Annotated in this window: 22 protein-coding genes; 6 read left to right on the forward strand and 16 right to left on the reverse strand. The window is 68.3% G+C overall.

Translation table 11 applies throughout. The features are described 5' to 3' along the window. Positions 1-6 precede the first annotated feature (6 nt). From folP to thiD, 3 genes are all read left to right on the forward strand, one after another. Complete coding sequence (folP, locus tag DEF76_RS01245; protein ID WP_114910774.1) at positions 7-1,041, forward strand: dihydropteroate synthase; 1,035 nt, start codon at positions 7-9, stop codon at positions 1,039-1,041. Positions 1,042-1,139: 98 nt separating this feature from the next. Beyond that, positions 1,140-2,507 carry a phosphoglucosamine mutase gene (gene glmM, locus DEF76_RS01250; protein ID WP_114910775.1) on the forward strand — a complete coding sequence of 456 codons (1,368 nt, stop codon included), beginning with the start codon at positions 1,140-1,142 and terminating at the stop codon, positions 2,505-2,507. Between the two features lie 10 nt (positions 2,508-2,517). Beyond that, positions 2,518-3,339 (forward strand): bifunctional hydroxymethylpyrimidine kinase/phosphomethylpyrimidine kinase, encoded by an 822-nt coding sequence (gene thiD, locus DEF76_RS01255; RefSeq protein WP_205216067.1) that lies wholly within the window; start codon positions 2,518-2,520, stop codon positions 3,337-3,339. Between the two features lie 12 nt (positions 3,340-3,351). On the opposite strand, the gene DEF76_RS01260 is transcribed toward thiD, so the two are convergent. Then, complete coding sequence (locus DEF76_RS01260) at positions 3,352-4,086, reverse strand: response regulator transcription factor (RefSeq protein ID WP_114910776.1); 735 nt, start codon at positions 4,084-4,086, stop codon at positions 3,352-3,354. A 167-nt stretch (positions 4,087-4,253) separates the two neighbouring features. On the opposite strand from DEF76_RS01260, the gene ribA reads away from it, so the two are divergent. After that, positions 4,254-5,441 carry a GTP cyclohydrolase II gene (gene ribA / locus DEF76_RS01265; RefSeq protein ID WP_338025767.1) on the forward strand — a complete coding sequence of 396 codons (1,188 nt, stop codon included), beginning with the start codon at positions 4,254-4,256 and terminating at the stop codon, positions 5,439-5,441. A gap of 100 nt (positions 5,442-5,541) precedes the next feature. On the opposite strand, the gene der is transcribed toward ribA, so the two are convergent. Genes der through DEF76_RS01280 form a run of 4 tightly spaced genes read right to left on the reverse strand, consistent with a single transcriptional unit; the run spans position 5,542 to position 9,071 of the window. Next, positions 5,542-6,912 carry a ribosome biogenesis GTPase Der gene (gene der / locus DEF76_RS01270; RefSeq protein WP_240319073.1) on the reverse strand — a complete coding sequence of 457 codons (1,371 nt, stop codon included), beginning with the start codon at positions 6,910-6,912 and terminating at the stop codon, positions 5,542-5,544. 13 nt (positions 6,913-6,925) lie between these two features. Then, positions 6,926-7,075, reverse strand: a complete 150-nt coding sequence (locus DEF76_RS19175) for a hypothetical protein (protein WP_162800397.1) — start codon at positions 7,073-7,075, stop codon at positions 6,926-6,928. Next, on the reverse strand, positions 7,075-8,409 hold the full coding sequence (locus DEF76_RS01275) for an outer membrane protein assembly factor BamB family protein (RefSeq protein ID WP_162800430.1): 1,335 nt from the start codon (positions 8,407-8,409) through the stop codon (positions 7,075-7,077). The genes DEF76_RS19175 and DEF76_RS01275 overlap by 1 nt, the downstream gene beginning before the upstream one ends. Positions 8,410-8,420: 11 nt before the next feature. Then, positions 8,421-9,071: a tetratricopeptide repeat protein gene (locus DEF76_RS01280; RefSeq protein WP_114910779.1), complete on the reverse strand. Its 651-nt coding sequence runs from the start codon at positions 9,069-9,071 to the stop codon at positions 8,421-8,423. 119 nt (positions 9,072-9,190) lie between these two features. Between DEF76_RS01280 and DEF76_RS01285 the strand changes: the two genes are divergently transcribed. Then, entirely contained in the window at positions 9,191-9,565 is a 375-nt protein-coding gene (locus tag DEF76_RS01285) for a hypothetical protein (protein ID WP_114910780.1), read from the forward strand. A gap of 43 nt (positions 9,566-9,608) precedes the next feature. On the opposite strand, the gene DEF76_RS01290 is transcribed toward DEF76_RS01285, so the two are convergent. The 11 genes from DEF76_RS01290 to rpmH form a co-directional block, all read right to left on the reverse strand. After that, positions 9,609-10,286, reverse strand: coding sequence for a TetR family transcriptional regulator (locus DEF76_RS01290; protein WP_205216068.1), 678 nt, complete (start codon positions 10,284-10,286; stop codon positions 9,609-9,611). Between the two features lie 49 nt (positions 10,287-10,335). Beyond that, positions 10,336-11,271 carry an endolytic transglycosylase MltG gene (mltG, locus tag DEF76_RS01295; protein WP_162800431.1) on the reverse strand — a complete coding sequence of 312 codons (936 nt, stop codon included), beginning with the start codon at positions 11,269-11,271 and terminating at the stop codon, positions 10,336-10,338. Between the two features lie 88 nt (positions 11,272-11,359). Next, positions 11,360-12,640 (reverse strand): beta-ketoacyl-ACP synthase II, encoded by a 1,281-nt coding sequence (gene fabF, locus DEF76_RS01300; RefSeq protein ID WP_114910782.1) that lies wholly within the window; start codon positions 12,638-12,640, stop codon positions 11,360-11,362. A gap of 18 nt (positions 12,641-12,658) precedes the next feature. Next, positions 12,659-12,898, reverse strand: coding sequence for an acyl carrier protein (locus DEF76_RS01305; RefSeq protein WP_114910783.1), 240 nt, complete (start codon positions 12,896-12,898; stop codon positions 12,659-12,661). Positions 12,899-13,069: 171 nt separating this feature from the next. Next, positions 13,070-13,807 (reverse strand): 3-oxoacyl-[acyl-carrier-protein] reductase, encoded by a 738-nt coding sequence (gene fabG, locus DEF76_RS01310; RefSeq protein WP_114910784.1) that lies wholly within the window; start codon positions 13,805-13,807, stop codon positions 13,070-13,072. 10 nt (positions 13,808-13,817) lie between these two features. After that, complete coding sequence (fabD, locus tag DEF76_RS01315; protein ID WP_114910785.1) at positions 13,818-14,771, reverse strand: ACP S-malonyltransferase; 954 nt, start codon at positions 14,769-14,771, stop codon at positions 13,818-13,820. A gap of 54 nt (positions 14,772-14,825) precedes the next feature. Then, a complete protein-coding gene (gene yihA / locus DEF76_RS01320) occupies positions 14,826-15,488 on the reverse strand; it encodes a ribosome biogenesis GTP-binding protein YihA/YsxC (protein ID WP_114913582.1) in 663 nt (220 codons plus the stop codon). 20 nt (positions 15,489-15,508) lie between these two features. Then, positions 15,509-17,248, reverse strand: coding sequence for a membrane protein insertase YidC (yidC, locus tag DEF76_RS01325; protein ID WP_114910786.1), 1,740 nt, complete (start codon positions 17,246-17,248; stop codon positions 15,509-15,511). Between the two features lie 2 nt (positions 17,249-17,250). Further along, a complete protein-coding gene (yidD, locus tag DEF76_RS01330) occupies positions 17,251-17,511 on the reverse strand; it encodes a membrane protein insertion efficiency factor YidD (protein WP_114913583.1) in 261 nt (86 codons plus the stop codon). Positions 17,512-17,555: 44 nt separating this feature from the next. Further along, positions 17,556-17,909, reverse strand: a complete 354-nt coding sequence (gene rnpA, locus DEF76_RS01335; protein ID WP_114910787.1) for a ribonuclease P protein component — start codon at positions 17,907-17,909, stop codon at positions 17,556-17,558. A gap of 25 nt (positions 17,910-17,934) precedes the next feature. Continuing rightward, the gene (gene rpmH / locus DEF76_RS01340; protein ID WP_114913584.1) at positions 17,935-18,069 is read right to left on the reverse strand and encodes a 50S ribosomal protein L34; all 135 of its coding nucleotides are present in this window, start codon (positions 18,067-18,069) and stop codon (positions 17,935-17,937) included. A gap of 126 nt (positions 18,070-18,195) precedes the next feature. Here rpmH and DEF76_RS01345 point away from each other — a divergent pair, with 126 nt between their 5' ends. After that, positions 18,196-18,906 carry a TVP38/TMEM64 family protein gene (locus DEF76_RS01345; protein ID WP_162800432.1) on the forward strand — a complete coding sequence of 237 codons (711 nt, stop codon included), beginning with the start codon at positions 18,196-18,198 and terminating at the stop codon, positions 18,904-18,906. Positions 18,907-18,967: the final 61 nt, after the last annotated feature.

Below are 18,967 nucleotides of genomic sequence, written 5' to 3' on the forward strand. Positions count from 1 at the left end.
TGTCGCATGCGGCTGATCGAACCTCTCGGCCTGCTCGATGGCGAAGCGGCGGCCGCGGTGGTCGCGGAGCGTCTGGCGCTGCCGCTCGCCGGCGGGCGGCTTGCTTTTACCCTCGCCCGGCTGATTGACGATAGCGGGGCGCGGATCGTTCCGGTGACCGCGATCCCCGACGGGTTCGCGCCGTTGCGCGCGCGCATCACCGCAAAACCGCCGCCTTGGGCTGGGCTTCCCACCGACCGGCCGGCGGTGATGGGCATTCTCAACGTCACCCCTGATAGTTTCAGCGATGGCGGGCGGCATTTCGATCATCAGGCGGCGATCGCCGCCGGCCAGGCGATGGCCGAAGCCGGGGCTGCGATCATCGATGTCGGCGGTGAAAGCACCCGCCCCGGGGCCGAAGCGATCGCGCCGGAGGAGGAGCAGCGCCGCGTGCTGCCCGTCATCCGCGCCCTCGCCGCGCGCGGCATTTTGGTCTCGGCCGATACCCGCCATGCCGCGACCATGGCGGCAGCGCTCGATGCCGGGGCTGCGATCATCAACGACGTCTCCGGCCTCACCCATGATCCCGACGCCCTGGCGCTGGTCGCGCGGCGCGATTGCGCGGTGGTAATGATGCATATGCGCGGCGCGCCGGCGACGATGAAATCCCTTGCAACCTATGGCGATGTCGCGTGCGAGGTCGCCGCCGAACTCGGCGCCCGTCTCGATGCGGCGCTTGCCGCTGGAATCGCGCCGGCGCGGATCGCGCTCGATCCGGGCTTCGGGTTCGCGAAAGAGGGGCGGCAGAATCTCGACCTCATGCGCCGCCTCGCTTTGTTCGCCAATTTCGGCTGCCCGCTGCTGGTCGGGGTCTCGCGCAAACGCCTGGTTGGCATGGCGTCCGGCGAGGGCGAGGCATCGCGGCGGGCGCCGGGCTCGATCGCCGCGGGACTTTACGCGCTTGCTCACGGCGCGTTCATTCTTCGCGTGCATGATGTCGCGGAAACCGTCCAGGCGGTGCGGGTTTGGGATAACCTTTCGGAAAGCGAAAGAGTATTATAAGGGGTTCTTCTTTTTCTGAAGAAAAAGAAGCCAAAAGACTTTGACATGAGGGCCGCGCGGCTGGCGCTCGAGACTCTGGGCAAGCGGGAGTTGCGTTGATGAACAAGATCCGCCGTCTGTTCGGCACCGACGGCATCCGGGGCACGGCGAACGTCGCGCCGATGACGGCGGAAATCGCCCTTCGCCTCGGCCAAGCGGCGGGGGTGGTGTTCACCCGCGGCGACCATCGTCATCGCGTCGTCATCGGCAAGGATACGCGGCTTTCCGGCTATCTGATCGAACCCGCGCTCACCGCCGGCTTCATCGGCGCCGGGATGGATGTGGTGCTGGTCGGGCCGCTGCCGACCCCGGCGATCGCCATGCTGACGCGCAGTTTGCGCGCCGATCTCGGGGTGATGATCTCGGCGTCCCACAATCCCTATCAGGATAACGGCATCAAACTTTTCGACCCGGACGGCTATAAGCTCTCGGATGCGACCGAGATGGAGATCGAGGCGCTGATGGCGCGTGATCTCGCGGCGCAAATGGCCGCACCCGATCATCTCGGCCGCGCGTCGCGTCTGGAAGATGCCTCGGGGCGCTATATCGAGGCCGCGAAGGCGAGCTTTCCGCGCGGGCTTCGCCTCGACGGGCTCAAGATCGTGCTCGATTGCGCCCACGGCGCCGCGTATCGCGTCGCACCCACCGTGCTTTGGGAACTCGGCGCGCAGGTGGTGCCGCTTGGCGTTGCGCCCAACGGCTTCAACATCAATCAGGGCTGCGGCTCGACCGATCCCGCGCTGCTCTGCGCGCGGGTGCGCGAGGAAGGCGCCGATCTCGGCATCGCCCTCGATGGCGACGCCGATCGGCTGGTGCTCGCCGATGAAAGCGGCCGGCTGATCGACGGCGATCAGATCTTGGCGCTGATCGCGCGGCGCTGGCGCGATGCCGGGCAGCTCGTTGGCGGCGGCATCGTCGCGACGGTGATGTCCAATCTCGGGCTCGAGCGGTTTCTCGTCGGGCTCGGTCTCGCGCTGCACCGCACCCAGGTGGGGGACCGCTATGTCGCCGAGCGGATGCGCGCCGGCGGGATGAATGTCGGCGGCGAGCAATCGGGGCATCTCATCCTTTCCGATTTCGCGACCACCGGCGATGGCTTGATCGCGGCGCTACAGGTGCTCGCGGTGCTGGTCGCCGCCGGTGGGCCAGCGAGCGCGGTCTGCAATGTTTTCACGCCGCTGCCGCAGCGGCTGGAGAGCATTCGCTTCAGCGGCCCCTCGCCGCTCGAGGATCGCGAGGTGCGGAAGGCGGTGGCCGAGGCGGAGGCGGCGCTGGCGGGCAGCGGCCGGCTGCTCATCCGCCCGAGCGGCACCGAGCCGGTTCTGCGCATCATGGCCGAGGCCGAGGATGAGGCGCTGGTGCAGCGCGTCGTCGGCGAACTTGCGGCCGTGATCACCACGGCGGCCGCCATGTCGCGTGCGGGCTGAGGGGACGGACGTGGAGCCTCTCCGGATCGGCCGGGTTCTGGTCATCGCCGGCTCCGATTCCGGCGGCGGCGCCGGCATCCAGGCCGATATCAAGACGCTGACCGCGCTCGGCGCCTATGCCGCGACCGCGCTCACCGCGCTCACCATTCAGGATACCGAGCGGGTGCACGAGATTTTTCCCGTCCCGCCGGCCTTTCTCGCGCGCCAGATCGCCGTCGCGCTCGATGATCCAGGCGCCGATGCGATCAAGATCGGCATGCTCGGCGGGGTCGCGGCCATCGAGGCGGTTGCCGATGCGCTGGCGCTCGCGGGACTGGGCTTGCCGGTGGTCATCGATCCGGTGATGCTGGCCAAAGGGGGCGAGGCGCTGCTGGCGGCCGACGCGATGACCCTGTTCAAGCGCCGCCTGCTGCCGTTCGCAACCCTTCTCACACCGAATATCCCGGAGGCCGAGGCGCTGGCCGGGATGCGCATCCGGGATCACGACGCGATGCATGACGCGGCAGCGGCGCTCCTTACCCTCGGGGTGCCGGCAGTGCTGCTCAAGGGCGGGCACCTTGCCGGTGAGACCGTCACCGATCTGCTTGCGACGCTAGACGGGGTCGAGACGTTCGAGGCGCCACGCCAGCCGAGCCGCCACACCCACGGCACCGGCTGCACGCTCGCGAGCGCGATCGCCGCCGGGCTCGCCGCCGGCTGGACGCTGCGCGCCGCCGTCGCACGGGCGCATGCCTATGTTCAGGCGGCGATCGCCGCCGCCCCTGGCATCGGCCGTGGCCACGGCCCGCTCGGCCACATGGTGACGATCGAGCGGCGCTGGCGGGATGGTTGAGCCGCGGGAGGGTTACTTCCGCTCATGGCGGGATGTCGCCTCGACGTCCGGCGGCAGATCGAGCCGATAGCCGCCGCCTTCGGTGACGAGGAGGGTCGCGCGGGTCGGGTCGGTCTCGATTTTCTGACGCAGGCGATAGATATGCGTCTCCAGCGTGTGCGTGGTGACGGAGGCGTTGTAGCCCCAGACTTCGTTCAGCAAGATCTGCCGCGGCACCGGCTTCGGATTGGCGCGGTAGAGAAATTTCAGGATCGCCGCCTCTTTTTCGGTGAGCCGGATGCGGCGGTTTTTGGCCGGCTCCTGCAACAGCTTCACCGCCGGGCGGAACGTGTAGGGGCCGATCATGAAGACCGCGTCCTCGCTATTCTCGAAAACCCGTAGCTGAACGCGAAGCCGCGCCAGCAGCTCGGCGAGACGGAAGGGCTTCGCGACATAGTCGTTGGCGCCGGCTTCGAGCCCGCGCACCACATCGGCCTCGTCATCGGCGGCGGTGAGCATGATCACCGGCACCTTGACGCCGTTTTTGCGTAATTTGGCGCAGAAATCCCGGCCGTCGCCGTCGGGCAGGCTGACATCGAGGATGACCGCGTCAAATCGCGCATCCTCCTCCGCCAGCCGGACTTGCGCCTCGGCAAGGCTGGCGGCCTCGGTGACGGCGAAAGCGCCGTCCACCGTGAGCTGTTCGGCCAGGGTCTCGCGGAGCGCACGATCGTCGTCAACGAGCAGGATGGGTCGTTCACCGGACATGGGTTCCCTCGTTTGGCATCTGGTGTCCCTGTTGCCGCCGCTTTGGCAGCCATCTTGCGCCGCCGCGCCATCGCGCCCATTTTCTCGAGCGAAAAGCGATGGGTGTTGGCCGCACGCGATGCTGGTGTGGAACGATGTCCGTCCGCGGTCAACCAAGGCGAACCCCCGTGCCAAGCCCGCTTCCCGCTTCCCCAAGCCCATCTGACGCCGCCGCGGACTCTGCGCAAAGCCCCGGAAAACTGCCGCTTTCTGACGCTGAGACGCTGCGTCTCAGGGCGCTGCACCGGGCGATCGGGGATGCACGGCGCGGGGTTCCGGTCCTGCTCACGGCGCGACAAGATTTCGTGATCTGCCCCGCCGAGACGCTGACCACGCGGAGCCTTGGCGAGATCGCGGCGCTGGCCGAGGCGGCGCCGCAGCTCCTGCTCGCGCCGGCGCGGGCGGCAGCCCTCCTCGGGCGCGCCGTGCGCCAGGACCAGGCGGCGGTCGCGCTCGGGCTCGATCCGGCACTGCTCGCCCCGGAAACCCTGCGCCATCTCGCCGACCCGACGCTTGCCGCCCATCTGCTGCCGGTTGGCGCCGCGCCGGCGCTGCTCGACCCCGCGCCCGAAGAAGCCGCCGGCGCCCTCGCTCTCGCCAAGCTCGCGCGGCTATTGCCGGCGATGGTCGCGGCGCCGGCGCGGGTGGACGCGGTGGCGCGGGCAGATGCGCTCGGCCTGCTCACGATCGCGATCGAGGACGTGCTCGCCGGCGCCGATATCGAGGCGGCGAATTTGCGCCGGGTCGCCGAGACGGCGGTGCCGCTGGCCGACGCGCCCGACGCCCGCGTCGTCGCGTTTCGCGCGCCGGACGCCGGCATCGAGCATCTCGCCATCGTCATCGGCGCGCCGGAGAGCGTGGCGACGCCGCTGGTGCGGCTCCATTCGGAATGTTTCACCGGCGATCTCCTCGGCAGTCTCCGCTGCGATTGCGGCCCGCAATTGCAGCTCGCGATCCGCCGCATCGCCGCCGAAGGGGCGGGCGCCGTGCTCTATCTCGCGCAGGAGGGGCGCGGGATCGGCCTCGTCAATAAGCTCCGCGCCTATGCGCTACAGGATCGCGGCCTCGACACCCTGGACGCCAACCGGGCGCTGGGCTGGGGCGCCGATGAGCGCCGCTTTCTGATCGCCGCCACCATGCTCTCCGAACTTGGCATCCGGCGGCTCCGTCTCCTCACCAACAACCCCGCCAAGGTTGAGGCGCTGGCCGCCTACGGCATCGAGATCGCCGGGCGCGAACCCTTGGTGATCGCCCCGAACGGGGTCAATGATGCCTATCTCGAAACCAAGGCGCGGCGGTTCGAGCATAAACTCTAGAGCGTGATCGGTTTAAGTCGATCACGCTCTACACCTATTTTGGCGAGCAAGTTGGCCGGTTTTGATTGAACAGGATGGTTCAATCAAAACCTACCTTGCTCTAGCGCCGCTTGCCGTCCTCATAGGGGTTTTGGGTCGGGCGGAGATCGATGCGGATCGGGGTGCCGGGGAGATCGAAGGTCTCGCGCAGGCTGTTGACCAGATACCGGCGATAGGCGTCGGGGAGGCGGTCGGCGCGGCCGCCGAACAGCACCAGGGTCGGCGGGCGGGTGCTCGCCTGGGTCGCGTAACGCAGTTTGAGGCGCCGCCCGTCGAGCAAGGGCGGCGGGTTGCGTTCTAGTGCCGCCGCTAGCCAGCGATTGATGTCGCTGGTGCCGATCCGACGGCTCCAGATCTCATGCGCCCGCCGCACCGCCGGCAGGAACCGCTGAACGCCCTGGCCGGTTGCCGCCGAGAGGGGGACGGTCGCGATGCCGCGTAGCTGCGCGAGGCTCGCCTCCAGCCGGTCGGCGATGGCACGGCGGGCCTCATCGGGGGCGCGCACGGCGTCCCATTTATTGAGCACGATGACCACGGCGCGGCCTTCCTGCTCGGCGAGGCGCCCGATTTGCAGATCCTGGTCGTGCAGACCAAGGGCAGCGTCGATCACCAGCGCCACCACGTCGGCGCGGCGCAAGGCGGCGAGCGCGGCGGCAGCGGCGAGTTTTTCGACCGGCGCCTCAATCCGCGCCCGCCGCCTGAGGCCGGCGGTGTCGATCAGCTCGATCGCGCCGGCGGCATCGAGGAGCGGTATCCGGATCGCATCCCGGGTGATGCCCGGCTCCGGCCCGGTCAACTGGCGCTCGGCGCCGAGCAGGCGGTTGATCAGGGTCGATTTCCCGGCATTCGGCCGCCCCAGAATGGCAAGCCGGAGCGGCAAGGCGGAGGACGCATCCCCGGCCTCACCGTCTTTTTCTTCGGCGTCATCGGGGAGCGCCTCGGCGATGTGGCCCATCAAATCGGCGATGCCCTCGCCATGCTCGGCCGAGACCGCGATCGGCGCGCCGAGGCCGAGACGAAAGGCCTCCAAGGCTTCGGCGCCGCCGCTCCGTCCCTCCGCCTTATTTGCGACCACCAGGACCGGCCGCCCCTGCCGCCGCAACCAAGCGGCAAAATGCGCATCCGCCGGCGTGATCCCGGCGCGGGCATCGACCACGAGGAGCACGAGATCGGCGCCGGCAACCGCGGTCTCGGCGCCGGCGCGCATCCGCCCGGCCAGCGTCTCGGGCGCCGCTTCCTCGAGCCCGGCGGTATCGACCAGGATGACATCGCGCCCGCGGAGCCGCGCCGGCGCCTCCTGAGCGTCGCGGGTGACGCCGGGAAGATCGGCGATCAACGCGACACGCCGGCCGACGAGGCGGTTGAACAGCGTCGATTTGCCGACATTCGGCCGCCCGATGACGACGACGCGGCGGGATTTATCCGTCTTCACGATCCTAACATACTCAAGAAAAACCTTCTTTTTCTGAAGAAAAAGAAGCAAAAAGACTTTTGTCCTGTCTTCTTGGTGTGGCGACCGCGGCAGGCACGGCGGCACGGGATAAAAGTTTTTTGGTTCTTTTTTTCAAAAAAGAACAAACACACACAATTTCCATCAGCGCATCGCCAACAGGGCGCCGTCGTTGGTCACCATGTAGACCGTCTTGGCGGCGACGATCGGCGGCACCGCGACATTGGTCTTCTTGAACTGGATTTGCCCGAGAATCTTGCCGCTATAAGGGCTGAGGGAGAGCACCTGGCCGTTACTGCCGGCGACGATCAGCCGGTCGCTCGCGAGCAAAGGCCCGATCCAGCTGATCGGGTCTTTTTGTTTCTTCGGGTTCATGTAATGCGGCAGCGGCGTGACCCAGGCGACATTGCCGTCTGGGATATGGATGGCGGCGGCCTCGGCATCCTCGGAGAGGATGAACACCCAGTCACCGGCGATCCAGGGGGTTTGGCCGCTTGCCACCTCGCGCTCCCAAAGCCGCCGCCCGACATGAAGCTCGATCGCGACCATCAGGCCGCCGAGGCCGATCGCGTAGACGTGATCGCCGGAGACCACCGGCATCGCGGTGATCGAGGAGATGTCGGCGAGCGTGTTGCCGTTGCCGCCCGTGGTGATTTGGTCGCTCCAGGCGAGGGTGCCGCTCTCGGCGCGGAGCGCGAGCAGATCGCCCGAGCCGAAGCCGGCGATCACCAGCCCCTGGGCATAGGCCGGCGCCGGCAGGCCGAGCGCCGCCGTCGTCACGGTGGCCGCCGGGTGCATCCAGAGCTGTTTTCCGCCGTTGACGTCGAGGGCGTAGATCTTGTCGTCGATGGTGACGACGAAGATCCGGCCGTCGGCGATCGTCGGCGCGGAGCGAATCGGCATCGCGAGGGCTTGCCGCCAGCGCTCGGTGCCCTTGGCGGGATCGATGGCGAGGAGATCGCCGCGACCGGTCGCGGCGAAAAGCAGATCCTGGGCGATCGCGAGGCCGCCGCCGACATTGGTGCTATTGTCCTGCTTGGCGCGGGTATCGAGGCGCCAACGCCGCGTGCCACGGGCGACGTCGAAGGCTTCGACGACGGCGTCGCTGTCCATGGTGAACACCGTCTGGTCGATGACCACCGGGGTTGCGGTGATTTGGCGGCGGAAACCACCACCGGCGCCGATTGCAACCCGCCAGGCGTCGCCGATTTTGTCGCCGACCTGCAAATGCCCCATGAGATGAGCGGGATTGCCGCCATCCTGGGGCCAGGCGGCGTTGAGGACCGGCGGCGGCAGCGTGACCTTGCCGATGCCCTCGGTGACCACGAGGCCGTGGCTCGAATGCACGACATCCTCGCGTTTGCCCTCCAACGGGTGCTTGGGCGTGCTGAGAACGCTGTCCCAATCGAACCAATCACCACAGCCCGAAAGCAGCGCAAGCGGACCGAGCAGGGCGCTGCGGCGGGTCAGGCGCGACATCTTGGCAGCCATTATCCGCCCAGTTCGGCCAGCAGCGCGCCGGCTCGCTGGCGAAGACCGGGCGGTGCTGCCTCATCGTGCAGGAGCGCGGAAAAAATCTTTTTCGCATCATCCCTTTTGCCAAGGCGCAACGCCAGCAGGGCGCGCATTTCGGTGGCGAGCGCGCGATAGGGATCGTCCGGCGACTCGAGCGCCGTAAGACGGGCGGTGAGCATCGCCGGATCGCCATTGTCGAGCTGATGCTGGACGGAGAGCAGGGCTGCGAGCCGGGCGAGGAGCCTGTCGGTATCGCTGGCGTTGGCAAGGCGGTCCCAGATCGCCAGCGCCTCCGGCAGATGGCCGGTTTTCGCGAGCAAGGCCGCTTGCTGGAGCGCTGCCAGGTCGCGATAGCCGGGGCCGGCCTCGGGGACAATGGCGGCGAAGCCGGCCAGCGCCTGTTTGGTGTCGGCGGGCTCGGCGGTCGCGGCGTGGACCGCATCGAGATAGCGGGCGGCGAGTTTTTCGTCCGCCTGGCGTTGGCGCCATTGCCGATATTCGAAGGCACCGGTCGCGGCCAACACGGCAAGCGCGGCGGCGATCAACCAGCCGCCATAGCGAAACAGCAGGCGCCGGGCCCGCTCGGCCCGCAAGTCTTCATCGACTTCCTGAAAAATATCAGACACGCGCAACGCTCCACCGCATTCCGCGGCGGACCATAGCCGGACATCGGCGGCCCGGCAAACGGCGCGAACTGACCGCTTGGCAAGATTATGTTCACTTCTTGGCGGCAGACTAGGAAGCCATGCAACGCTTCCTCGTTCTGCTGATTTGCTGCTTTCTGCCCGCCGCCTGCGGCACGCCGTGGACGGAGCCGGTGGCGGCCGTCGCCGGTGCGGATCTGGTCAGTGTCATGGCGTTCAAGCGCGACATGTTCGATGTCGTCTGGTCGGGGCTCACCGGGCGGGATTGTTCGGTGGTTCGCCTCGATCGCGGCGAGTCCTATTGCCGCACGCCCGATCCGCCGCTGCCACTGCCGCCCTACTGCACGCACACGCTCGGCGAGGTCAATTGCTGGACCAGCCCGGCGGTGTTGCCGAGCCCGCCCCCCGGGATCGCCGATGCGCCGACGCAGTTGACCCCAGAACAGGAAGCCTACCGCACCCGCACCTGGCCATAAGGGCCATAAATTTGCAGCGATAAGGCGACCGCGGCTCGCCCCCTCAGGCTTCCGGCCCCGGGCCGGGATCGGGCGTTTCGGGCGGCGGCGGGGCATCTGCGCTGTGGTCAGGGATATCGTCGGATGGCGGAAAATCAGGCGCCGGCGCGTCGTGGCGGCTGCCGCCCGGAAGCCAGCGCGATGCCCGTTCCGCGCGCGCAAGCGCGGTATCGAGCGCTGCCATGGTCGCCGCCAGATCACCGCTCTCATCGCTCATCCAGGCCCGCACCGCCGAGAGCCAAACGGCCAGCAACCCCTTCGCGCGAACCCGGCCGAGCGGCCCGCGCGCCGACACCCCGGCGGCCTCCAACAGCCAGCCCATGCTGTTGAGGCTGGCGCAGCCGAGTAACGCCGCGAGCGGCGGCGCAAACGGCAGATAGCGGAGCAGCGCGATGACGCCGGCGCGATGCGCCTGCAAGACATCAAAGCGGCGCATCATCATTTCGAACAGCCGATCGCGCACCGAGCCCTCGCTCGGGGCGCCGGCGAGCGCCGCGGCGTCGGCGAGGCGTCCGAAGCGGATCAGCACCATGGCGTTGCGCGGGAATCGGAGCCGGGCCCGCTCGAGCGGCAGGCCGGCGGCCCGCGCCGCGGCGGCGATAGAGAACCGGGGCCAACCTTCGGCGGCAATCGCGGCGAAGGCCTCGGCGAGCAAAAGCCGATCGAATTCAGTGTCGTCCATGACGTTCGCACCTCCTGGTCATGCCCATATCGGCCGGCTCTCTCCGCTGTCACGGGCTTTCCCGCGCCCGCCAATGGGCGACGTTGCGATTATGCTCGTCGAGCGTGCGGGCGAAAACATGCCCGCCACTGCCATCGGCGACGAAATAGAGCGCATCGCTTGCCGCAGGGTGGAGCACGGCGAGGATCGCGGCAAGTCCCGGGCTGTCGATCGGCCCCGGCGGCAGGCCCTGGACGTGATAGGTGTTATAGGGGCTATCGGTGGCGAGGTCGGCGCGCGTCAGCTTGCGCGCAAGGCTACTTTTGCCGCCGCTCACGGCATAGACGACGGTGGTATCGGCCTGCAGGCGCATCCCGGCGCGCAGCCGGTTGAAGAATACGGCGGCGATCAGCGGCCGCTCCTCGGGCCGCGCCGTCTCGTGCTCGACGATGCTGGCGAGAACCACCGCCTGCTCAGGCGTTTCCAGTGGCAGACCCGGCGCCCGCCCGGCCCAGGCGGCGGCGAGAGCGGCCTGCATCGCGGCCTGCGCGCGCGCGACCAAGGCGGAGCGCGCGAGGCCGCGGGGGTAGGCGTAGGTCTCGGGCAGGATCGACCCTTCCGGGATCGGCATCGGGAGCGGGCCGGAAAGCGCCGTTGCGCGTTCGAGCAGGGCGGCAATCTCGACCGCGGTGAGCCCCTCGGGAATCGTGACATGGTGCTCCACCGGGCGGGCCTCGCGGAGAATATCGATCACCATGCGCAAGCTTGCATGGGCGGGAAAGGCAAACTCCCCGGCGTGCAGCACGCCGCCGCGATCGATGAGGAGCGCGAGACGAAATAGCCGCGAATCCCTGATGATGCCGGCTGCGGCAAGGGCATCGGCGACCGCGTCGCTGCTGCCATGCGGGACGACGACGTCGGTCGCCTCGGCAAGCGGGCCCGGCCAGTCAAGCAGGCGGGCGACGATCTGCCGCCCGCCGCCGATCAGCGCATTGGCAAGCACCACCGCCCAGAATAGCCGGCTGAGCCAGCGCCCGCTCGGCCACCAACCGCTGGGATGTCGTCGCCACCAGCGGCGGGGTTCGCGCGGCGGCTCAGGGGGCGGCGCGGAAGATGATGCTGGCGTTGGTGCCGCCAAAGCCGAAACTGTTGGAGAGCGCGGCGCGGATCGGCCGCTCCTGGGCGCTGTTCGCGACGCGGTCGATCACGCTCGCGCGGCTCGGCGCGTCGAGATTGAGGGTCGGCGGCGCGACGCCGTCGCGGATCGCGAGAACGGAAAACACGGCCTCGACCGCGCCGGCGGCGCCGAGCAGGTGCCCGGTTGCGGATTTGGTCGAGGACATCGCGAGCCCACGTGCCGCATTTCCGAATAGTCGCTCGACGGCTTCGAGTTCGAGGTCGTCGCCGAGCGGTGTCGAAGTGCCGTGGGCGTTGACATATTGGATGTCTTCGGGGCTGAGGTCGGCGTCGCGCAGCGCATGGCGCATGGCGCGAAACGCCCCTTCATGGCCTTCGGCCGGGGCGGTGATGTGATGAGCGTCGCCCGAGAGGCCGTAGCCGGCGATTTCGGCATAGATCTTGGCCCCGCGCCGGCGCGCATGCTCGTATTCCTCGAGCACCAGAACCGCCGCCCCCTCGCCCATCACGAAACCGTCGCGATCCTTGTCCCATGGCCGCGAGGCGCGCGTCGGCTGGTCGTTAAAGCCGGTGGAAAGCGCGCGTGAGGCACAGAATCCACCGATGCCGAGCGCGCAGACCGCGGCCTCGGCGCCGCCGGCGAGCATCAATTCGGCGTCACCATAGGCGATCAGCCGCGCCGCATCGCCGATCGCATGCACGCCGGTCGCGCAGGCGGTGACGGCGGAGTGGTTGGGGCCCTTGAGACGGTATTTGATCGAGACATGGCCAGAGACCAGATTGATCAGCGCCGACGGGATGAAGAACGGCGAGAGCCGCCGCACTTTCCCCTCATGCACCTGCACCGAGGCCTCATAGATCGCCTGCAGCCCGCCGATCCCCGAGCCGATCATCACCCCGGCGGCGCAGCTTTCCTCTTCGGTCTCGGGCTGCCAGCCGCAATCCTCCATCGCTTCGCTCGCGGCGACGATGCCGAGCTGGATGAAGCGATCCATCTTTTTGTGGTCCTTGGGCGGAATCCACTCGGCAACGTCGAGCTTGCCTTCGGCGCGGGCGCCCTGCGGCACCTGGCCTGCGATTTTCGCCGGCAAATCACTGACATCGAAGGACTGGATGGCGGAGATGCCGGAGGCCCCGGCGATCAACCGCTGCCACACCGGCGCGACGCCGACCCCGAGGGGACAGGCAATGCCCATCCCGGTCACCACCACCCGGCGCTCCCGCGTCACCGCGCGCATCCCGCTCGACCGCCCGCCTCAGGCCGCCTTCTGTTTTTCGATGTAGTCGATGGCGTCCTTGACGGTGCTGATCTTCTCCGCCGCGTCCTCGGGAATCTCGACCCCGAACGCCTCTTCGAAGGCCATCACCAGCTCGACGGTATCGAGGCTGTCCGCCCCGAGGTCGTCGATGAAGGAGGCTTCCGACGTCACCTTCGATTCCTCGACGCCAAGATGCTCAACTACGATTTTCTTCACCTTTTCGGCGATCTCGCTCATCAGTTCCTCAGCTCCTGTGTGCCGGCTTTGCCAACGCGCCCCGGCTGACGCGCTCAGACGTCGACCCGCCCGAGGCAATCCCATCGCCGCCGGCCGGAACAATCTCCCGCGCGCTTAGCACGGTTTGCAAGACCGCGCCAACACGGCAAGCGGGGATTTTCCCGCGGCAGGTCACAGCATCGCCATGCCACCATTGACATGGAGCGTCGCGCCGGTGACCCAAGCCGCCGCATCCGAGGCGAGATAGACCACGGCGCCGGCGATATCGTCCGGCCGACCGAGGCGCCCGAGCGGGATGCGCTGAGCCAGCGCCTGGCGCTGCGCCTCTGGCAACACGTCGGTCATCGCGGTCTCGATGAACCCCGGGGCGACGACATTGACGGTGACCCCGCGCGCGGCGACTTCCTGGGCCAAAGCTTTGCTCATGCCGACGAGACCCGCCTTAGCGGCGGCATAATTGGCCTGGCCGGCATTGCCGGTCGCACCGACGATGCTGGAAATGCTGATGATTCGTCCCACTCGCCGGCGCAGCATGCCCTTGAGCGCGGCGCGGGCAAGGCGGAACGGTGCGGCGAGATCGACCTCGATCACCGCCTGCCAATCGGCATCCTTCATGCGCAGCGCAAGCCCATCGCGGGTCAGGCCGGCATTGTTGACCAGGATATCGACCGGCCCCGCCGCCGCTTCCGCCGCCGCGATCAGGCTTTCGGCGGCCTCGGGAAGGGCGAGATCGGCGGGTGCGACGACCGCCCGCGCGCCGAGTTCGGCGGCAAGCGCCTCGAGTGCCGCAACACGGGTGCCCGACAGCACGACCGTTGCCCCCTGGGCATGGAGCGCGCGCGCGATTGCCGCACCAATGCCGCCCGAGGCGCCGGTGATCAATGCAACTCTGCCATCCAGCCGGAACATGGTTTGATCCTCAAAGGCGTTTCAGCAAGGCTTCGATTTCGGCCGGCGTGCCGGCGGCGCTAATCGCGATATCCGCCGGCGCGATGCGGCGCACGAGGCCACTCAACACCTGGCCGGCCCCGAGTTCGACGAAACTATCGACGCCGAACGCCAGCATGGCAAGAACGCTTTCCCGCCAGCGCACCGTCCCCGTCACCTGGCGGACGAGCCATTCACGGATCTGGGCGGGATCGGTCACTTTGGTCGCGGTGACATTGGCGACCAGCGGCACCACCGGCGGCATCAGCGTCGCATGCGCCAGCGCCTCCGCCATAGCGTCGGCCGCCGGGGCCATCAGCGCGCAATGAAACGGCGCCGAGACCGGGAGCTTCATCGCCCGCTTGCCGCGTGCCTTGGCCTCCGCCATCGCGCGCGCCACCGCCCCGGCATGGCCGGAGATCACCACCTGCCCGCCGCCATTATCGTTGGCCGGCTGCACCACCTCGCGCCCGTCGGGGCCCTCCGCCGCCGCCTCACAGATCGCCGCCGCGGCCTCGAGATCGACCCCGAGGAGCGCCGCCATCGCCCCCTCGCCGGGCGCAACGCAACGCTGCATCGCGGCGCCGCGCAGGCGCAGCAATTTTGCCGTCGCCGCGACATCGAGCGCGCTCGCCGCGGCAAGCGCGCTGTATTCTCCCAGCGAATGGCCCGCGACCGCCGCCACCCGTTCGCCGAGAACGAACCCGCCCTCGCGCTCCAGCACGCGCAAAACCGCGAGCGAAACCGCCATCAGCGCCGGTTGGGCGTTTTCGGTCAGCGTCAGGGTCTCGGCCGGCCCCTCGAACATCAGCCGCGAGAGATTTTGGCCAAGCGTGTCGTCGACCTCCTGGAACAGTTCGCGCGCCGCCGGGAACGCGGCGGCGAGATCGCGCCCCATACCGACGCTCTGACTCCCCTGGCCGGGAAAAATGAAGGCATGCACCATGGCGTTTCCTCACACCGATCAAGCCGCCGCGCCTATCGCCCGGGGGCGCTGGTGTCAATGTGCGAACGAAGGCGCCGGCGGCAGCGCGAGCGCGGCCAGGGTTGCCCGAAGCTCGGCGATGCCGGCGCCGGTTTCGGCGCTGGTTGCGATGATGTCGGGATGGGCCGCGGTGTGGGCGCGGGCGAGACGCGCGACCTCGGCCTGCTTTGCCGCAAATTGCGGCGGCGTCACCGCGTCGCATTTGGTGAGGACGAGCTGGAAGCTCACCGCCGCCTGATCGAGGAGCGCCATCACCGCGCCATCGGCGGGCTTGGCCTCGATGCGCGCATCGAGCAGCAGCAGCACCCGGCGCAGACCCGGGCGGCCGCGCAGATAAGCGAACATCAGCCCCTGCCAGTCCGCTTTCACCGTCTTCGCCGCCTCGGCATAGCCATAGCCGGGCATGTCGACCAGCATCAGCCGCGTCCCGACGGCAAAGAAATTGAGCTGCTGCGTGCGCCCCGGACGGTTGGAGACGCGCGCGAGCAGCCGCCGGCCGGTGAGCGCATTGACCAGCGAGGATTTGCCGACATTGGAGCGCCCGGCGAAGGCGATCTCGGGCGGGCCCGGCGGCGGCAACTGGGCGAGGCTTTGGGCGGCATGGACGAAGCGGCTCTCGGCCGCGAACAGCGTCACGCCGGCAGCGATTGCGGTCTCGTCCTCACTTTTTTCGGGCATGGCGGCGGCGGGCGGCGGGTTCAGGTCTGCGCCGGCTTGGTCTTCTTCCCCCGCTCGGGGCCGAGATGGGCCGAGCGCATGATCAGCCATTGCTGGCCGATCGAGAGCAGATTGTTCCAAGTCCAGTAGATCACCAGGCCGGCCGGAAAACGCGCCAACATGAAGGTGAAGATCACCGGCATGAACTGGAACATCCGCGCCTGCACGGGATCGGGCGGCGGCGGATTGAGCTTCTGCTGGAGGAACATCGAAACGCCCATCAGCAGCGGCCAGACGCCGAGATGGAGAAAGGGCGAAATCTGGGTCGGATCGAAGGGGATGAGGCCGAACAGATTGAAGACATTGCTCGGATCCGGCGCAGAGAGATCGCGGATCCAGCCAAAGAACGGCGCCTGGCGCATCTCGATGGTGACGAAAATCACCTTATAGAGCGAAAAGAACACCGGCACCTGGATCAGCATCGGGAGGCAGCCGCTCGCCGGGTTGACGCCTTCGGCCTTGTAAAGCGCCATCATCTCCTGCTGCTGACGTGCCGGATCATCCTTGTAGCGCTCGCGCAGGGCCTGCATCTTCGGGCCGAGAAGACGCATTTTTCCCATCGACTTATAGGATTTGTTGGCGAGCGGGAAAAACAGCGCCTTGACGAACACGGTAAAGGCCATGATCGCAAGGCCAAAATTGCCGAGCCGCTGATAGAGCCAGTCGATGGCATAGAAAAACGGCTTGGTGAGGAAGTAAAACCAGCCGAAATCCACCGCCTTGTCGAAGTTCGGAATGCCGAGCGTGCGCTCATAGCGGTCGAGCAGATGGACTTCCTTGGCGCCGGCGAAGACATGCAGCGTCGTCGTCGCCTCGGCGCCGGGGGCGATGGTTTGCGGGGTCGCTGGGGTGAAATCGACTTGATAACCCGTTTCGCTGCCGAGCGTGACATCGCGGAAGGCGACGCGTTCGTCGCTCGTCTGCGGCGGGATCAGGGCGGTCAGCCAGTATTTGTCGGTGATGCCGGCCCAGCCGCCGGGGGCGGTCGCCTCATAAGCGAGGCCGCCGGTGCGTTCGCCGGCGCTTTTCGCCTTGGCGTAGGTGAGTTCCTGCAAGCGCCCGCCAATGACGCCGAGCAGCCCCTCATGGAGGATGTAATAGCCCGCCGTTGGCGGCGTGTAATCGCGGCGGATGCGCGCCCAGGGGAATAGCAGAACCGGCGTTCCGGTGGTGTTGGTGACGCTTTGGCGGACCGTGAACATGTAATTGTCATCGACCGCGAGGGTGACCGCAAAGCGCAGCCCGGCGCCATTGTCCCAGGTCAGCGTGACCGGCGTCGCCGGCGTCAGGGTCGGGGCGGAGGCGGTCCAGAGCGTGGTGCTGTCGGGAAGCGGCAGCGTCGTCCCGGCCGGCGCGCTCCACCCGAACTGCACATAATACGCGGTGCCGGTGTCGGGGCGGGCGAGCAATGGCACCAGCGGCGAAGACGGTGCGACGGTTTCATGATAATCGCGCAGCACCAGATCGTCGAGCCGCGCGCCACGCAGGCCGAGGCTGCCGGCAAGGCGCGGCGCGGCGATCGCAAGGCGGGGGCCGGAGGTCGCTGGCGCCTCGGCGGCGCCGGCGCCGGCCGCAACCGGTGGGGCGCTCGGCGGCGCGGTTTCGGCGGTCGGGGCCGACGGCGTCGCCGGCGGCGGCGCGACGCGCTTGTAGATAAGCTGAAAACCGATGAGGATCGCGATCGAGAGGGCGATCGCGAGGATCAGGCGGCGTTGTTCCATGATCAAGCGGTCCGGCGGCTTCTGGTGGCGGGCGGCGGCACCGGGTCGATCCCACCCGCCATCCACGGATTGCAGCGGAGAATCCGCCAAAGCGCGAGGCCGCCGCCGCGCCACGCGCCATGCCCACGGAGCGCGTCGAGGGCATAGGCGCTGCAACTCGGGTGATAGCGGCAATGGCCGCCGATCAGCGGCCGGAGCAGCCATTGATAGAGCCGGACCACGAGGATGAGGAGGGCGGCCGGCGGGCTCGGGCGTTGCGGCATGGCCGGGTCTTGCGCGGCGGGCATGGGGTTTGAGGTGGCGGGCATCACGGCGCGACCTTCATGATCGCGTGCACGAGATCGGCGCGCAGCAGCGCGAACGGGCGTCGCGCGGTGTCGCGCCGGGCGATCAGCACGAAATCGGCCCCATCCAGCGTGTGCTCGGCGACATGGAGCCGCGCCGCCTCGCGAAGCCGTCGCCGCGCCCGGTTGCGGATGACCGCGTTGCCGATCTTACGGGTCGCGGTGAAGCCGAAGCGGGCGGGTGCGCCGGTCGCGAGCGCTTGCAAAACCAAGCCGGTCGTCTGCGCTTTCCGCCCCTTGGCGGCGACCGCGAGAAACTCCGCCCGCCGTTTCAGGCGCGGCGGCGGCTTCGCTTTCGCGCCAGCAAGGACGGTCATCGCCGGGGCAAACCGCCGCGGCCGGTCACGCCGACAGGCGCTTGCGGCCCTTGGCGCGACGGGCGGCCAAAACCTTGCGTCCGCCGACGGTGGCCATGCGGGCACGAAAGCCGTGGCGGCGTTTGCGGACCAGCTTCGAGGGTTGATAGGTGCGCTTCACGACGCTCTCCACATCAGGGGCATGCTACAAAGGCGGGTGCCGACCGATCGGACCCGCCGCCGGGCGGTGGTATAGGGGCAGGGCGGCGATTGCGTCAATCACCTGACGCGGCGCATGATGGCTAGCATGAGGAAATCGCGAATCGCCGTGACGCGCATCGTGCTTCTGGGGCTGTTCGTCGCGATCGCCGCTGCCATCGCTGCCTTCGGCATGCCGGGTTGGCTGAGTTGGGCGGCGCTGGCCGCGCACCAGACGGAGTTGCGCGATGTCGCGGCGCGTCATCCCGCCGGCGCGGCGGCGGCCTATATCGTGGTTTATTGCGCGGTGGTCGCGCTTTCGGTGCCGGGCGGCGGCGTGCTCACGCTCGCGGGCGGGCTGATGTTCGGCCCCTGGCGGGGCGCTCTCTTTGCTGTCCTCGGCGCGAGTTCGGGGGCGGTGTTGCTGTTTTTGCTGGCGCGGAGCGTGTTCGCCGCGCCGCTCGCGCGTCGGCTCGGGGGCTTTGCCGAGCGGCTGCGCGATGGCTTGGCGCGCGACGGGTTCAACTACCTGTTGGCACTGCGGCTGGTGCCGGTGGTGCCGTTCTGGCTGGTCAATCTCGCGCCGGCGCTGCTCGGCATGCCGCTCCTCCCCTATGCCGGCGCGACCGTTCTCGGGATCATCCCGGCGAGCGTGGTGTTCGCCGGCGTCGGCGCCGGATTGGGCGATGTGCTGGCGGCGGGACATGCGCCCGATTCGCGGCTGCTTTTTGCGCCGCGCTTCCTGTTGCCACTGCTCGGTCTTGCGGCACTCGCGCTGTTGCCGACGCTGTGGCGGCGGTGGCGAGCGTGTTCCGCATGATAAAACGGGCCAAACCCTTGGGTCGAGACATAAATCCTCTTGCCAGAGTCCCATGAACCGT

The organism is Acidibrevibacterium fodinaquatile (genome assembly GCF_003352165.1).
In the GTDB taxonomy this organism is placed as follows: Bacteria; Pseudomonadota; Alphaproteobacteria; order Acetobacterales; family Acetobacteraceae; genus Acidibrevibacterium; species Acidibrevibacterium fodinaquatile.

What these genes read in the sequence shown, in the direction of transcription:
- DEF76_RS01290 (WP_205216068.1), bottom strand. Translation starts at nt 10,286, where the DNA reads ATGGACGACACTGAATTCGATCGGCTTTTGCTCGCCGAGGCCTTCGCC.
- fabF (WP_114910782.1), bottom strand. Translation starts at nt 12,640, where the DNA reads ATGCGCGCGGTGACGCGGGAGCGCCGGGTGGTGGTGACCGGGATGGGC.
- DEF76_RS01305 (WP_114910783.1), bottom strand. Translation starts at nt 12,898, where the DNA reads ATGAGCGAGATCGCCGAAAAGGTGAAGAAAATCGTAGTTGAGCATCTT.
- glmM (WP_114910775.1), top strand. Translation starts at nt 1,140, where the DNA reads ATGAACAAGATCCGCCGTCTGTTCGGCACCGACGGCATCCGGGGCACG.
- yihA (WP_114913582.1), bottom strand. Translation starts at nt 15,488, where the DNA reads ATGCCCGAAAAAAGTGAGGACGAGACCGCAATCGCTGCCGGCGTGACG.
- DEF76_RS19175 (WP_162800397.1), bottom strand. Translation starts at nt 7,075, where the DNA reads ATGGAAATTGTGTGTGTTTGTTCTTTTTTGAAAAAAAGAACCAAAAAA.
- fabD (WP_114910785.1), bottom strand. Translation starts at nt 14,771, where the DNA reads ATGGTGCATGCCTTCATTTTTCCCGGCCAGGGGAGTCAGAGCGTCGGT.
- yidC (WP_114910786.1), bottom strand. Translation starts at nt 17,248, where the DNA reads ATGGAACAACGCCGCCTGATCCTCGCGATCGCCCTCTCGATCGCGATC.
- DEF76_RS01260 (WP_114910776.1), bottom strand. Translation starts at nt 4,086, where the DNA reads ATGTCCGGTGAACGACCCATCCTGCTCGTTGACGACGATCGTGCGCTC.
- fabG (WP_114910784.1), bottom strand. Translation starts at nt 13,807, where the DNA reads ATGTTCCGGCTGGATGGCAGAGTTGCATTGATCACCGGCGCCTCGGGC.
- folP (WP_114910774.1), top strand. Translation starts at nt 7, where the DNA reads ATGCGGCTGATCGAACCTCTCGGCCTGCTCGATGGCGAAGCGGCGGCC.
- DEF76_RS01275 (WP_162800430.1), bottom strand. Translation starts at nt 8,409, where the DNA reads ATGTCGCGCCTGACCCGCCGCAGCGCCCTGCTCGGTCCGCTTGCGCTG.
- DEF76_RS01285 (WP_114910780.1), top strand. Translation starts at nt 9,191, where the DNA reads ATGCAACGCTTCCTCGTTCTGCTGATTTGCTGCTTTCTGCCCGCCGCC.
- DEF76_RS01345 (WP_162800432.1), top strand. Translation starts at nt 18,196, where the DNA reads ATGAGGAAATCGCGAATCGCCGTGACGCGCATCGTGCTTCTGGGGCTG.
- rnpA (WP_114910787.1), bottom strand. Translation starts at nt 17,909, where the DNA reads ATGACCGTCCTTGCTGGCGCGAAAGCGAAGCCGCCGCCGCGCCTGAAA.
- yidD (WP_114913583.1), bottom strand. Translation starts at nt 17,511, where the DNA reads ATGCCGCAACGCCCGAGCCCGCCGGCCGCCCTCCTCATCCTCGTGGTC.